This window comes from Cohnella suwonensis, from assembly GCF_042655365.1.
Classification (GTDB): Bacteria; Bacillota; Bacilli; order Paenibacillales; family Paenibacillaceae; genus Cohnella; species Cohnella suwonensis.
Genome location: NZ_JBHSMH010000097.1, coordinates 1 through 16315 on the forward strand (window position 1 = coordinate 1; position 16315 = coordinate 16315).

Genomic DNA, 16315 nt, shown 5'->3' on the forward strand with positions numbered 1-16315 from the left:
CGGCTGGCAATGCTTCGAGCGTAGCGGCAATCCCGTTCACAACGACAGCAACGCCAGATACAACAGCGCCAACGTTAAGCTTAACCAGTGCAAGTGCAACAACCGACACCACAACAACCTTAAACTTCACATCGGATGAAGCAGGAACCTACTACTATGTAGTCTATGCAGCGGCAGACGCAGCACCGAATGCGGCAACGATTGCAGCACAAGGAACAGCCGTAGCCAAAGGAACAGCGGCAGCAGTCGCAGCAGCGAACACGGCTAACGTAACCGGCTTGACCGCATCCACAGCGTACAAGGCCTATGTCATCGTCAAAGACGCGGCTGGCAATGCTTCGGGCATAGCAACAATCTCGTTCACCACGATAGTAACGCCAGATACAACCGCGCCAACGTTAAGCTCAACAGATACACAAAACACACCAAACACCGGGGTCGAAGTGCTGGTCAATGGCAAGGCCGAGAACGCAGGCACGGCAACAACAACCAAAGTGAACGAGCAAACGGTAACGACCGTAGCAGTCGATTCGAAGAAGCTGGAGGACAAGCTCGCGGCGGAAGGCGAACATGCCGTCATTACGATTCCAGTGAATACGAAATCCGATGTCGTGATCGGAGAGCTTGACGGCCAAATGGTCAAAGACATGGAGCAAAAGCAGGCAGTTGTTGAAATCAAAACTGCGGACGCTACCTATACCTTGCCTGCGCAGCAGATCAACATTAGCGCGATTTCGGATCAGCTTGGCAAGAGTGTGCAGCTTCAGGATATCAAGCTGCAGATCGAAATTTCCAAACCGAACATGGACACGGTGAAGGTCGTGGAAAACTCGGCAGCCAAGGGAGAGTTTGCCCTTGTCGTCCCGCCGCTCAACTTTACGGTAAAAGCCAAAAACGGTGATACAACGATTGAAGTATCCAAGTTTAACGTTTACGTAGAAAGAACGATTGCGATTCCAGACGGTATAGATCCGAGCAAAATCACGACCGGGGTCGTTGTTGACCCGGACGGAACCGTTCGTCACGTGCCGACCAAGATCGTTATCATCGACGGCAAGTACTATGCGAAAGTGAACAGCTTGACGAACAGTACTTATTCCGTCGTATGGCATCCGATTGAGTTCAAAGATGTCGCGCAGCACTGGGCGAAGGATGCGGTGAACGACATGGGCTCGCGGATGGTCATCAGCGGCATCGGCAATGACATGTTCAATCCCGATCAAGATATTACGCGAGCGGAGTTTGCGGCGATTATGGTTCGGGGATTGGGACTGAAGCTGGAGAACGGTTCAAGTCCATTTGCGGACGTGAAGATAACGGACTGGTACAGCAGCGCAATTCAAACCGCCTATGCGTACAAGCTGATCAGCGGGTTTGAAGACGGTAACTTCCGCCCGATGGACAAGATCACGCGGGAGCAAGCGATGACGATCATCGCGAAAGCGATGGAAATAACCGGTCTTGGGGCGAGCCTTCAAGCCAAAGCAGCAGATGAACTGCTGAGTCCCTTCGCCGATGCGAACAACGCATCGGAGTGGGCGAAGAACGGTATTGCCGACTGCTTGCAGGTCGGAATCGTCTCCGGTAGAAGCGGCACGGTGCTTGCGCCAAAAGCTTATATCACAAGAGCAGAGGTTGCCGCTATCGTACAAAGACTTTTACAGAAGTCTGAGCTCATTTAGGTTAGACCGTTCTTTGGAAAAGGGGTTATCTCATCATGAGAGATAGCCCCACTAAGAAAGGAATCCATAAAAAATTTATGCCAGAAATTATGGTTGTTGAACGGTAAAGAAGCCGTACACTTATTTAAGCAGATAAGGCCTGATTTGGTTACTATGGACATTACGATGCCCGAGATGGATGGCATTGTTGCCTTGACTGAGATCAAAAAGATAGATCCGCATGCAAAGGTAATTATGTGCTCGGCTATGGGACAGCAGAAGATGGTGATAGATGCCATTCAGGCAGGAGCAAAAGATTTTATCGTCAAGCCTTTCAACAAGGATAGGGTGATCGAGGCCATCAGCACTATCGCGAGGGCGCTGCTCGGCGAGCCGGGCATTCTGATCTTCGATGAGGCCACCAGCGCGCTGGACTCGGAGTCGGAACGGATTATTCAGCAAAATATGGATTCGATGATGAATGGACGCACGGCTCTGATCATCGCCCATCGGCTAAGCACGGTGCAGAAGGCCGATCTCATTCTCGTTATGGATCGCGGTGCGATTGTGGAGTCCGGTTCCCACGATGAGCGATATGACGGGCGAAAGATGAAGCATTGGTTAGTTGACGGGAAAGCCGTCTCTACGGCAGCTGGTAGCTGTCAGAGAGATGGTTTTTTTTGTTTTCGGTTTGGATGAACATGTAAGTTAATCGATTTACAGATATAGCCAATCGTTATAATATGGAAAGATGGCGCTTGGAGACATCGAACAAGGGGGAGCGGAAATGGAGTCATTCGAAAGCGATGTAACGAGAAAATCTTATTGGTGGGCGCTTTCGTTTTTGAGGCCTTACGGCAAGAACATTGTATGGCTAACTCTATGCGGGTTGCTCGCGGTATCGGGAGAAACGCTGGCGCCGAAGGTCATTCAATACATCATCGACCACGTCGTCGCCGAGCGCGACGTTTCGCTTTTTTATTGGCTGATCGGGTTGCTCTTAGCGGTCAATATGCTGATGCTGGCGGCCAAGAACATCCGCAACCTGTTGCAGCGGACGATTGGCGAGCTCGCGGCGCGCGATATGCAGATGGCGATATACCGTCACCTGCGCCGGCTCGGCTTCGCCTACTATGAGCGGAATCCCGCCGGCGAGACGCTGTCCATGTTTAATTCGGAGGTCTATTCGGTCCAGAAAATATATCGTCAGTATTTGCCCGGCATCATAGACAACGTCTTGTTCGTATCCGTCGCGGTCGGCATGCTTCTTGCCATTAACGGCTGGCTGACGCTGATCATGGTGCCGACGTTCGCGCTCTACTACTTATTCGGTCCGTATTTCGAGCGCAAGGCGGCGCATTATGGCAAGCTATCGGGACATGGGCGGATCTCGTTCAATCAGAAGGTATATGAAAGCGTATCCGGCTTTCGCGAGTTTCGCGCGTTCGGATCGCAGCGCTGGTATCACGAGCGGACGTATGCGGAGCATAAGCTGTGGGCGCGCGACTATTTGTCGGCGGCGACCTATGGCTTCGCGCGCGGCAGCTATAGGCGGGTGACGTTCTATCTTGGGGCGATCGCGTTGTTCGTCGGCGGTTATCATATGCTCCGTCACGATTGGATTTCCCTCGGAGGTTTCGTCGCGTTCACGCTGCTGTATATGTCGGCGATGTTTAAGCTTACCTTGCTCGTCACGCAGCTGACCGAGCAGCGGCTTATTATTCACCAGACGGCACCGCTGTACGAGTTCATGCTTAAACCGGTTGAGATCGACGATCCGGAGGAGCCGATCGACCTACCGGAGGTACGGGGACGGCTAACATTCGAGGACGTCCGGTTCGGATACCCGGGGCAGCGGCCGGTCATTAATGGCTTCAGCCTCGATATTCTTCCCGGGGAAAAAATCGCCTTCGTCGGCTCGAGCGGCGGCGGCAAGACGACGCTGTTCAAGATGATCGGACGCTTCTACGATCCGACGGGCGGCGTCCTTCGGCTCGACGGCGTGCCGATCCGGCAGCTGACGCTCGAGACGCTGCGCGAATCGATCGGTTATGTGTTCCAGGAAACGTATTTGTTCGGCTCGTCCGTGAAGGAGAACATCCGATTCGGCCGTCCGGAGGCGACGGACGAGGAAGTCGCCGAAGCGGCCAAAGCCGCCTATGCGCACGACTTCATCATGGCGCTGCCGGAAGGCTATGACACGGCGGTCGGCGAGCGCGGCATCAAGCTGTCGGGCGGACAGAAGCAGCGGATTGCGATCGCGCGCATGTTCATCAAGCAGCCGGCTGTCATTCTGCTTGACGAAGCGACATCGTCGCTCGATAACGTCAGCGAGTACGAAGTGCAGCAGGCGCTTGACCGCGTGCTTGTAGGTCGGACGACCATTGCGATCGCTCATCGTCTGTCTACGGTGAAAAATTTTGACCGGATCGTGTTCGTGCATGAGGGACGCGTTGCGGAAGTCGGGACGTACGAGGAGCTGATCGCGCGCAAAGGGCTGCTTTACGAGCTTGAGCTTGGCCATGACGCGGTTCACGAGGAGGTGACCGCGTCATGAGATACGGCAAGTTTATTTGGCGCAACATGATGATCGTCAAGCAAACGTATGCAATCTTGCTGCTGCTGCTCGCGCTGGAGTCCGTTTCGAACTATACGCTTGTTTACGTGCAGAAGATTCTGATCGACGATGTGTTCGGCAAGCAACAATACGAATGGCTTCCCGGAGTGATCGCGGTGTTTGCCGTCGCGGGCCTCGTACACGCGCTCATGTTTACGATGACGAGCCGGCAGCTTGTCCGAAACGAGTTTCTGATCAGCCACTCGTTGCTGCGGGGGATGCTCGGGCGGATCGAGAACGTGCCGGTCGATCGGTTCGGTCGCGAGCGCACCGGCAAGCACGTGTATACGATGACGCAGGATCTGTTCAATACGGCGAGCTTCATGGGCTGGCAGTTGCCGCGAGGCGGACAGGAAATGTTGAACCTGCTCATCCTGATCGGGTTCATCGGTTTCGCAAGTCCGGTACTGCTGCTGATGGTGATCGTCATGTGCGTCTTTTATCTGGCAGCCGGCTACTATTTCACGCCGAAGCTGAAGGAAGCGGCGAAGAAGGTGTCCGAGCGGCGAACGAAGCTGCTGATCCAGATCGAGGAGGGCGTCGCTTCGACTCGGGAGATTGTCGCGTATCATCGGTTGAAGTGGGAAGAAAGGCTGTACAATGGGATATTCGACCGTTACTTTGACCAAGTAATGGAGGAAGGGAAGCTCGTCAACCGGCAAATGCGCTGGAGCGATCCGATGAAATGGGGTATCGGCCTGATCGTGCTCGGCTACGGCGGCTATGAGCTCATGTATGGCCGGATGTCGGTCGGTATGTTCGTCGTCGTGTTGCAGTTTGCGATGAACTTGTCCGAGTCGTGTTACAACGTGTTTCAGTTTTTCATGGGCTTTTCCAGTCAGATGGCGTATATGGATCGGGTGGGCGGCATTCTGGAAATGGAGCAGCACGAGCGCGGCCATGCCAAACTGCCGGAAGGCGCCAAGTCGCTGTCATTCGAATCGGTCCGTTTCCGGTATGGGGAAGAGCTGCCGGATGTCATCCGAGAGCTGTCGGTCGAGCTGACGGCGGGACGCAAGATCGCTTTCGTCGGCACGAGCGGCGGCGGTAAATCGACGATCGCCGGACTGCTCATTCGGTTCTATGATCCGGCGGACGGCATGTTGGCGATGAACGGCATTCCGGTGCGCGAGCTGGATCGGGGCGATTGGACGGAGCGCATGTCGATCGTGTTCCAAGATCCGTATATGTTCCCGGACACGATTGGGGCGAATTTACTGCTTGGGCGCGAAGGGCTAACCGATGCGGATATGGCGGAGGCATGCCGGATCGCCCAGATCGATTCCTTCGTAAGCGGGTTGCCGGAAGGCTATGATACGGAGGTCGGGGAGCGGGGAATCAAGCTGTCCGGCGGCCAGCGCCAGCGGCTCGCGATCGCACGGGCCATTCTCGGCGATCCCGACATTCTCGTGCTCGACGAGGCGACTTCGGCGCTGGATCTCGAGACGGAGCGGCGGCTGCTGGAGGAGCTCGATCAGCGGCGGAGCGGATTGACGACGATCATGATCGCTCACCGTTTGTCGACGATCGAGAACGCAGACATCATTTACGTGCTCGAGAAAGGAAGGCTTGCCGACAGCGGAACGCATAAAGAACTGCTGGCGAAGCGGGGCGGCGTCTACAGCGAGCTTCTAATGGCGCAGCATTAGAGCAATGATCTCAGAAAAACTAATCTCTTCAATAATGAAAAACCGCGAAGGCTTGATGCTACGCGGTTTTTCTCTATTTTATGGTGGTTATTTCCGGACCAGACTAAACTGCTTATCAAGCCCTATTTCGACGGGCCGGAGCATGTTGCCTTGATCCTGTTTCACGCAAAATAGATGGAAAAGTTGACACTAATTTGTCCAGAGGGGAAGCGAGAGCGCAAATAGAGGGAAAAGCTCCCACTAAAATCGCTACCGAAACGGATTTGCGGGGTTGAAGGGTGATTAATGGGAAATTTTCCCTCTAAATGTTACAAAAACGGCGGTTGGGTGTAGTTTAGTGGGACATTTTCCAGCTAATCCAGTCCCCGCAGCGGCTCGCAGTTTCGCCATAGTCGCGCAGACGGTTCACACGGTAAAACAGAGGCGGTTTGACTCGCGTAAGCAACAAGGGTCTGGAGCTCAGCCAAAATAAATAATTACGTCGGTCAAAAGCCATAAAGGCTTGATACTGCGCGGTTTTCGGCTTATTCGTGACCCAATCTTTCATTATTCTTTTATTCGGCTGTATTAGATTAATGGATAACAAAGCGATTCAATTCTAAGGAGGACATCCCGTGTCGAATATAACGAGAACGAGACTATTATTTTGTATAACGCTTCTTCTGTTGTTTACAACGTTTTTCACCGGTTTTTCATTCATGACGCAACCGTCCGCGGCGTATGCAGCAACCACTGGCACGAACCTTGCTCTAGCAACGAATGGAGCTACAGTTTCATCTAGCAGCAGTATAGAATCCCTCCCGGATTGGGCGATGGCGAACATCAATGACGGAAGTGAAGTTTCCACGCCCGGCACATCGCTTGGATGGACTAGCAACGTTGCTTCTGCGCCCACGAACCCGGAATGGGTGCAGTTAGACTTGGGCGCCGATCAGACGTTTAACCAAGTGAAGTTGTTCCCGCGTACGGACGGCATCGCCGCTGGAGGCGGATTTCCCGTAGATTTCAATGTTGAGGTGTCGACCGACGAGCAGAACTGGACGATGGTAGATGAAGAGTCGAATTTTCCAATCCCGAATCCGGTTATCGGCCAAGAATTTAACTTCGCAAGCGTCACTGCTCGATATGTCAGAGTTACGGGCACTAAACTGGGGCATGACGAATCTAATAATTACTATATGCAACTTGCCGAGATGGAAGTTTATAACGCTGATCTTCTTGCTCCGCCGAGTTTGACTGCGGACACGACCGACAATGATAGGGATCACGACATCGAGATTGCGTTCACGGACGATGAAGCGTGGCGAGATGCGATCAAGGCCGTGAAGGTCGGGACGAATACGCTGGACAGTACTGATTACACGATCAGCGCCGGGACGATCACGATCAAGGCAAGTACGTTGCCGATCGGGAGTCTTGATATTACGGTAAGGGCAGACGTGTATGCGAATGGAACAGCGGTTCAGGCAGTGTTGTTTAATTATCCGGGCGATGGAGCGGGTACCGCAAACGATCCTTACCAGATTGCAACCGCCGAACAACTCGATAAGGTCAGGAATAATCTGCAATCCGGCGTATATTTCAAGCTGACGGCGGATATTGATTTAAGCGGCTACCAGGCCGACGAGGGCTGGATACCAATAGGGGATAGTGATACGCCGTTTCAAGGAGATATGGACGGAAACGGTTATAAAATCAAGAATCTTAAGATTAATAGTCCTTCTGGTCAGTATATAGGGTTATTCGGTTATACAGGCGAAAACTCCATCGTTCACAATATAAGGTTGGAAAATGCAATCGTAAGCGGAAATACTTACGTAGGCGGCTTCGTTGGTAGGAACTTAGGAACCATCAGCAACAGCTCCGCCTCAGGAAATATAAGTGGTAAATATAATATTGGCGGCTTGGTTGGTGGGAATGAAGGAACGATCAGCAGCAGCTCTGCCGCTGGAAGTGTAAGTGGTAACATCTTTGTAGGAGGCTTGGTCGGTAACAATATTTATTATACCGGTATAGGAACCATCAGTAACAGCTACGCCACAGGAAATGTGAGCGGGCAAAGTAATGTAGGCGGTTTGGCAGGTTACAGTGTTGGACACGTAAGCAACAGCTTCGCCACAGGAAGCGTTAGCGGAAGCGACAGCAATGTAGGCGGCTTGGTTGGTTACAGTATGGGAACCGTAAGCAACAGCTACGCCATGGGAAGCGTAAGCGGGAGCTCCGATACAGGCGGCTTGGTTGGTTACGATGTATTTGGTGGTACAGCGATCCACGACAGCTTCTACGACACGGGAACGACAGGACAGTCCGATACGGGAAAAGGCGATGGCAAATCGACTGCAGCGATGAAGACGCAAAGCACTTATACCGATGCGAATTGGGACTTTGCAAGCACGTGGGGGATAGGTTCGTCGCATAATAACGGATATCCTTATTTGCGGGCGTTGCTGAGAAATGTGACCTATGACGGAAACGAAAACACTGCAGGGGATGTGCCGTCTGACGGCAATGCGTACTGGCAAGGAGACACGGTCACCGTTCTGGACAATACGGAAAATTTGACGAGGACGGGCTATTCGTTCGCGGGTTGGAATACGGCGGCGGACGGAAGCGGAACGAGCTATAGCGTAGAGGAAACGTTCAGCATGGATTCGTTCGGCGTTACGCTGTACGCGAAGTGGAACCCGTCGGTAACGTATGATAAGAATACGGCGGACGGAGGAACCGTTCCGGCGAACAGCATTACGTACGAACAAAGAGCGACCGTTACGGTTCTGGGCAACACCGGAAATCTGGTTAAGGATGGTTACGCGTTTGCCGGATGGAATACGGCGGCTGACGGAAGCGGGAACAGGTATACGGAGGGAGACAGCGTCAACATCGGCGTGACTAGCGTAATCTTGTATGCGCAGTGGCTGTCGGCGAATGCGTTGTTGTCAGGCTTGTCCGTAGATCATGGAACGCTCGCGCCGGAGTTCGCTCCATCTGAACGCAGTTATACGGCAGATGTGGCGAGCAACGTTTCAAGCCTCCGGATTTCCTTTACCAAAGCAGACCCGAGTCAGTCGATTACGGTAACCGGCGCGACTTACGTTTCAGTTACGGATAGCGTGTATTACTCATACGGTGTTTCGAACTTGATTGACGGGTCAAATCCGATCCGGATTCTGGTGATGGCGGAGGACGGAACCGAAAATACGTATGATCTTAATGTGAATCGTGAAAGCAGTAACGCAGATTTGAGCGGACTGGCGCTGTCGACAGGCGCGTTGGACCCGGCGTTTGCTGCGGGTACAACGGGCTACACCTCTTCTGTGGCTAATGATGTATCTAGTCTTACGGTAACGGCAACCGTATCGAATCCCAACGCGACGGTGACGGTAAACGGAACAACTGCGACGAGCGGTCAAGCAAGCGGCGCAATCAGCCTGCAACCAGGCAGCAACTCCATTGTTATCGTCGTAACAGCCCAGGACCAAACCACGAAGAAGACTTATACGGTGAACGTGACGCGGCCTCAGGCATCCACGTCCGGAGGCGGTGACGGTGGAAGCGGCAGTGGCGGAAGTTCACCGACAAGCGACAAAGTGACCTCAACGGACGGAACATTGACGCTTCCGGCAGGCCGAGCGGGCGAAGTCGGCTTGGAAGATGCGGTCACGGTCTCCATTCCGACAGACGCTACCCATAAAGATTTGAGAATCACCATTGAGAGGCTGGCCAACACGCAAAACCTTCCAATGAATACGGACGCTTTGGTCAGCTCTGTCTACGAGATTCTGAAAAACTTCTCGGAGAACTTCAGCAACCCGGTTACGCTAACCTTCAAGTTCGATCCGAATAGCTTGAAAGGCAATGAGAAACCGGTAGTCTTCTACTATGACGAAACGAAAAAGGAATGGGTGAAAGTCGGAGGCACTGTAGATGGCAATCGGATCACCGTAGATGTCGATCACTTTACGAAGTTTGCGGTGTTCGCAGTCGACGCGGCGGACACACCGCCAACTGAGCCGGCAAAGCAGGTTATCTTCAGCGATATCTCCGGACACTGGGCGGAATCCGCGATTAATCAAGCGGTGAGCAAAGGAATCGTAACGGGCTATACGGACGGCACGTTTAAGCCGAACCGCACCGTGACGCGCGCGGAATTCGCCGTCATGCTGATGAATGCGCTGAAGCCGCAAGGCGAAGGAGCGGCGCTGAAGTTCGCCGATACGGCGAAGATCGGGGCCTGGGCGCAGAAAGCAGTCGCGCAAGCGGTACAAGCAGGTATTATTAACGGCTATGCCGACGGCACATTCCGTCCGAACGCAGAGATTACCCGTGCCGAGATGGCAGCGATGATTGCAAAAGCTTTGGGTAAATCTACCGAAGCCAATGCCGCAACCGGCTTCGCAGACGATAAGGACATTCCGGCGTGGGCGAAAGCCGGCGTTGCTTACGTGAAGCAAACCGGCATTATGCAAGGAAAGGGCGATAACGAATTCGCCCCTCAAGACTATGCCGCAAGAGCCGAGGCCGCAACGGTTCTGTTGAACCTGTCGGCGGCAAAGAGGAACTAGAATCGAAAAAGAGGGGCGGCGAGCCCAATGTCATAATGACATTGGCGGCGAGCCCCACTTTTTTGCGCTTGGAAGCGCGTCGATATAGGATCATTAATGACTTCCGCCTGAGCGGGTCATGTTCTTAATTGAACGAAATCGTGTAGGTTACCGAAGGAATAGGGGTCGTCGATCCGGGTACTCGCTCCACGACCGTGATCAGCGTGCCGGGATTGTAGTAGGCCGAACCGCCATAGTAATCCGTACTGTTCACGATAGATGTGCCCAGGTCGATCGTCGTATTATTGTAGCTCCAGTAATAATGCAGTCGGAGCGTATTCGCCGACGATGCCGTGACGTGAACGCTCGTGCCCGACGTCTTGGCGTTAGGGAGAATGTAAGCGTGGCCTCCGTCCGCGAGCGTGTTGGAATAAGTGCCTCCATAGCTTACGACGTACGGGTTAGCCGAGGCGGTAATGCTGAACATCAGCGATACGGCGATCAGTACGGCGAATAATACGCTAAGTTTTCTTCTCATCATGGAACCATCCTCACTCTAATGGATTTTTGTTTCAAAACGAACCCCATCACTCCTCTCGCCGATTGATAAAGTTAGCTAAAAAACTGGAAGTATTTATAATATAACCCGCGTTAATCGGGGTGTAAATAGTGATTAGGCCCTCCGAAAAATAAATAATTACGTGGTTTGACAAAACCGCGAAGGCTTGATGCTGCGCGGTTTTTGTCTGTTTACGGCCGAATCTTTCATTATTCTTTTATTGGGCGGTGCTAGACTATCATTATCTAACCTTGGATCAGATCCGAAAATGGAGGAAACATTGTGCGCAAACAAGCTAATAAAGCACTGATGATCATACTGACAATACTAATTACGGTGTTCGGCACCGCGCCGATAGGAGGAATCGGAAACGGCGAAGCTTATGCGGACGATATCGGCGGTTTCTCGGGCGGCGACGGTTCGAGCGGAAATCCTTTTCTCATCGGAACCGCAGATCAACTCAATCTGATCAGGGATCGGTTTTTAGATGCCGGGTTATATTTCGAACTGACGAACCATATTGACATGAGCAGCTATGCGACGGGCGCGGGCTGGGTGCCGATCGGTACGGTGGGCATGCCGTTCTATGGACATTTTGATGGCGGCGGATACAAAGTCATTGGATTAACGATAGATAAAGACTATGCTTTGGGGTTGTTCGGCGGTATCGGGCCTGGCAGTTCCGTTTCGAATATCAAGTTGGAAAACGTATCGATTAAAGGGCTTGGGGTTATAGCGGGTTTGGTTGGCGATAACGACGGAGGAGCGATAGAAAATAGCTGCGTTACCGGCAGCGTAAGCGGGGTTGACGCAACTGGCGGCTTGGTCGGCAGGAGCATGAACGGAGGAACGATCAAGAATAGCTGCTTCTCGGGGAATGTAGTTGGAACGGCCACCAATACGGGAGGCTTAGCAGGATTAATCTTCGGAGGAGGAAAGATCGAGAATAACGACGTCAAGGGGAGCGTGAACGGACAATTAAATGTCGGCGGTTTGATCGGCGCCAATGACGGAGCGGAAGTCCGCGGTAACTCCGTATCGGCCAATGTTATCGGTACTTCGGATTACATAGGCGGATTGATCGGTTACGAAACCAGCGGACTCATCGTCCATAGTTACCCCTCGGGGCAAGTGAGCGGAAAGAATGACGTTGGCGGCTTGGTCGGGTACAACGGCAACGGACAGATTAGCGAGAGCAGCGCTTCGGGGGATGTGCTCGGAGGCGATAAGTCTCGATTCGTAGGGGGCTTGGTCGGCTATAACGAAAGCGGAAAGATCAACGGCAGCTACGCGTCCGGTAATGTGGGCGGATCTTCTGGCGATGTTGGCGGTTTGGTCGGTTATAGCAATGGCGGAGAGATCGGCGACAGCTATGCCTCAGGGAACGTGCACGGAGAGGTCGAAATAGGCGGCTTGGTCGGGAGAATCGTCAACGCTTCGGTCAGCAACAGTTACGCCACGGGGGAAGTGAGCGGAATTTCTAATTTAGGCGGGTTGATTGGCTACGTTCCAATGGGCGGCCCCATGCCCGTCAACAGTTTTTACGACATGGATACGACCGGACAATCCGGTTCAAACGGCGGCACAGGTCTTGCTACCTCGGCGATGCGCGATCAAACCGTATATGAGACAGACAGCGCTCACGCTTGGGACTTTACGAATACTTGGGCGATAGATTCTTTGCGCAACGGCGGATATCCTTATTTGCTTGCCGTCCAAATTTTCTTGGACTATGACGGGAACGGCAACACCGGCGGAGACGTTCCGGCGGAATCGGGTTCATCGTTTATGCCGGGAGCAACGGTCGAACTGTATGCCGGGACGTCGGATTTGGAAAAAACGGGTAACATCTTCGGGGGTTGGAATACGCAGGCAGACGGATTAGGCAGTAATTATGCGCCGGGCGATTCCTATATCATAACTTCTCATACGACTTTGTTCGCGAAGTGGATTTCGACAAGTTCGATCGCAAGTCTCAACTCCTCGACAGGAGTCGTAAGTACGGGCGGAACCGCGAATGAGAGCATAACGGACATTCCTTACGGAACGACGATAGACGAATTCAAAGCGGCGCTTTCGCCGGAGTGGAATGCGACGTTTGAAATTTACTATGCGGATGGCGTTACCGTAGCAACCTCTTTGGAATCGGGTAATAAGGTTATCTTGACCTCGGAGGACGGGACGACGGCGGTTACTTATACGGTGGCCGTTAATGCGGCGCCTTTAAGCGGCGAGAAGGATATCGAGGCGTTCGGCTTCGCCGGGCAGACCGGAGCCGCAACGATTGACCCGATCGCGCGCACGGTTACGATCGAAGTGTCCGCGGGTGCCGACCTGGGCAATCTAATCGCTTCGTTCGCGCTGTCGGACGGAGCCATGGCCCGGGTCGACGGGATACTTCAAGATAGCGAGACTAATTTCAACGATTTCACGGGCCCGGTTACCTATACGGTGGAAGCGGCAGACGGCAGCTCGCAGGATTGGACGGTTTACGTGACCCAAGGAGCGGCGACTCCGAGCAGCGACAAAGATTTCGTTTCTTTCATGGTCGACGGGCAGACCGGACCGGAAACGATAGATACGATAACGCACACGATCGCGATCGAGGTGGAGCCGGGAACCGACAGGAGCATGTTGATGGTCATGTTCGGTTTATCCATGGGAGCCACGACGATGATCGACGGAATGCCCCAAAATAACGGAATGTACTTCGCCGATTTCACCAACCCGGTTACTTATACGGTAGTAGCCGAGGATGGCAGCACGCAAGATTGGACGGTTACCGTAACGGAAGGTTCGGTGCCAGTGACGAACATCGCGTCTTTCTCCTTTAGTGGGCAGATAGGACCGACGGGAATAGACGGATATAACCGCATCGTTACGATTCGCGTCGGACCCGACGCCGACTTGAGCCGCTTAACGGCAATGTTCTCGTTATCCGACGGAGCAATGGCGGAGGTCGACAACATAACCCAAACGAGCGGGACGACCGTCAACGATTTCACGAATCCGGTCGTCTATACGGTGCATGGGGCGGACGGCAGCGTGCGGGATTGGACGGTTAACGTGACCGTTGAAATCCCTAGAAAAAGCGGAACGGACATCACGGCGTTCAGCATAAATGGGCAAATCGGTTCGGCGATGATCGATGCGGACATGCGCATGATCGCGATTGACGTGTTGCCGGGCACAGACCTGAGCAGCGTAGTAGCTACGTTCACGCTATCCGACGGGGCTACGGCTTTTGCGGATTACATTCCTCAAAATAGCGGAAAGGATGCCCGCGATTTTTCGAGCCCGGTTTATTATACGGTACTGGCGGAGGACGGCAGCGCTCAGGATTGGGCGGTTATCGTGACCGAAGACAGCGGAACGAACATCAAAGCATTCGGTTTGGCCGATCAGGTCGGTCCGGCAATCATCAATAGATACGAGCAAACGGTTGCGGTTGAAGTGACGCAAGGCACAGACTTAAGCAACTTGGTACCGACATTCGCATTATCCTTAGGCGCCTCGGCTAAGGTCGGCTCGATCGGTCAAACGAGCGGGACGACCGCTAACGATTTCACGAAGCCGTTAGCTTACAAGGTGGTTGCGGCGGATGGCAGCACGCAGATATGGATCATTACCGTTACGGCAGCAGTTCCGCCATTAAGCAACGCGAATGACATTATTTCTTTTAGCTTGGCAGCGCAAATCGGATCCGCAACGGTCGATGCGGATTATCACAAAGTAGAAGTTCTAGTGCCGCAAGATACGGACTTGAGTACCCTGGTGGCAACGATCGTATTATCCGCGGGCGCCTCGGTTAAGGTCGGCGCGATTGATCAGGCGAGCGGCAAAACCGCCAACGATTTCACGAAGCCGGTTATCTACTCGGTGACTGCGGAAAACGGCGACGTGCAGGATTGGACGGTTACCGTACTTGCAATACCGAACAACGCGGTCACGCTAACTTCGACGATCGGAACCGTAAGCGCGGGCGGAACGGCGAATGAAACCCTTACGAACATTCCGAGCGGAACAACATTGGCCGCATTCAAGGCAGCGATTACGCCGGCAACGGGCGCGACGTTCGAAGTGTACGAGGGTGACGGCACTACGGTAGCGACAACGTTGGCTTCCGGCAACAAGGTTATCGTAACCGCGCAGGACGGAACGACGAAGGTAACGTACATTGTGACACTGAATGCGGCTCCGATCAATAACAACAGCGGCGGCAGCGTTTCTACGTCTCCAAGCGACACCCTAGCGAGTTCGACGGATGGCAATCTGACGCTTCCGGCCAACCAAGCGGGCGAGGTTAGTTTTGACAACGATACGATCGTCGTCTCGATCCCGGCCAATGCCACGGACGAAGATTTGAAAATAACGATCGACAAAGTGACGGACTCGCAGAAGCTTCTTTCGAATAATGACGTTCTCGTCAGCGCGGTATACGAGATTCTGAAGAACTTTCCGGAAAACTTTACGAATCCGATCACGCTTGCTTTTAAGTTTGACCCTGCCCAAATAGGAAGCGGTCAAACGGCGGCCGTATTCTACTATGACGAAACGAAGAAAAGCTGGGTAGAAGTGACCGGCGGCATAGTCAACGGAAATCAGATTACCGTAAACGTCGATCACTTTACGAAATTTGCCGTATTCGCCGTAAATCGATCGATGCCGGAGCCTTCGACTAAATTGAGCGACATTAACGGACACTGGGCCGAATCCGCGATTAATCAGGCCGTGAGCAAAGGAATCGTAACGGGATATCCGGACGGGACGTTTAAGCCGAAGGCAACCGTGACACGCGCGGAATTTGCGGTTATGCTGATGAACGCCCTGAAGCCGCAAGGAGAAGGAACGGAATTGAAGTTCGCAGACACTGCGAAAATCCCTGCTTGGGCTCATAAGGCAGTCGCGCAAGCGGTGCAAGCAGGCATTATTAAAGGCTATGACGATGGTACTTTCCGTCCGAATGCCGAAATTACACGCCCTGAGATGGCAACGATGATCGCACACGCGTTGGGTCAATCTATTGAAGCGAATACCGGAACGGGCTTCTCGGACGACAAGGACATTCCGTCGTGGGCGAAAGACGCAGTGGCGGCAATGAAAAAACTTGGCATTATTGAAGGTAAAGGCGCGAATGAATTTGCTCCTGTTGATAAAACAACAAGAGCAGAGGCTATAACGATTTTGATGAAAATGCAGGCACAATTGGTTAGCCAACAATGAAGCTGAAATATAGTCGAATCCAAAAAAACGGCAGAGATGCCGTTTTTTTATTCTCCACAACGCAT

General features: G+C 53.1%; 6 protein-coding genes and 1 pseudogene. 6 read left to right on the forward strand and 1 reads right to left on the reverse strand.

Translation table 11 applies throughout. The features are described from left to right. From ACFPPD_RS21555 to ACFPPD_RS21575, 5 genes and pseudogenes are all read left to right on the forward strand, one after another. Window positions 1-1682, forward strand: a 1682-nt coding sequence (locus tag ACFPPD_RS21555; RefSeq protein ID WP_378083292.1) for an S-layer homology domain-containing protein, incomplete at its 5' end; no start/stop codon positions are given. Between the two features lie 99 nt (window positions 1683-1781). Next, a pseudogene (locus ACFPPD_RS21560) lies at window positions 1782-2027 on the forward strand (response regulator); the annotation flags it as partial. Between the two features lie 421 nt (window positions 2028-2448). After that, entirely contained in the window at window positions 2449-4218 is a 1770-nt protein-coding gene (locus ACFPPD_RS21565; protein WP_209750440.1) for an ABC transporter ATP-binding protein, read from the forward strand. Continuing rightward, complete coding sequence (locus ACFPPD_RS21570) at window positions 4215-5927, forward strand: ABC transporter ATP-binding protein (RefSeq protein ID WP_209750442.1); 1713 nt, start codon at window positions 4215-4217, stop codon at window positions 5925-5927. Before ACFPPD_RS21565 ends, ACFPPD_RS21570 begins: the two co-directional genes overlap by 4 nt. A 698-nt stretch (window positions 5928-6625) precedes the next feature. After that, window positions 6626-10489 (forward strand): S-layer homology domain-containing protein, encoded by a 3864-nt coding sequence (locus ACFPPD_RS21575; RefSeq protein WP_378083414.1) that lies wholly within the window; start codon window positions 6626-6628, stop codon window positions 10487-10489. A gap of 124 nt (window positions 10490-10613) precedes the next feature. Here the strand turns inward: ACFPPD_RS21575 and ACFPPD_RS21580 are convergent, their stop codons facing one another. After that, window positions 10614-11006, reverse strand: coding sequence for a hypothetical protein (locus ACFPPD_RS21580; protein ID WP_209750447.1), 393 nt, complete (start codon window positions 11004-11006; stop codon window positions 10614-10616). A 303-nt stretch (window positions 11007-11309) separates the two neighbouring features. On the opposite strand from ACFPPD_RS21580, the gene ACFPPD_RS21585 reads away from it, so the two are divergent. Then, window positions 11310-16250 (forward strand): S-layer homology domain-containing protein, encoded by a 4941-nt coding sequence (locus tag ACFPPD_RS21585; RefSeq protein ID WP_209750449.1) that lies wholly within the window; start codon window positions 11310-11312, stop codon window positions 16248-16250. Window positions 16251-16315: the final 65 nt, after the last annotated feature.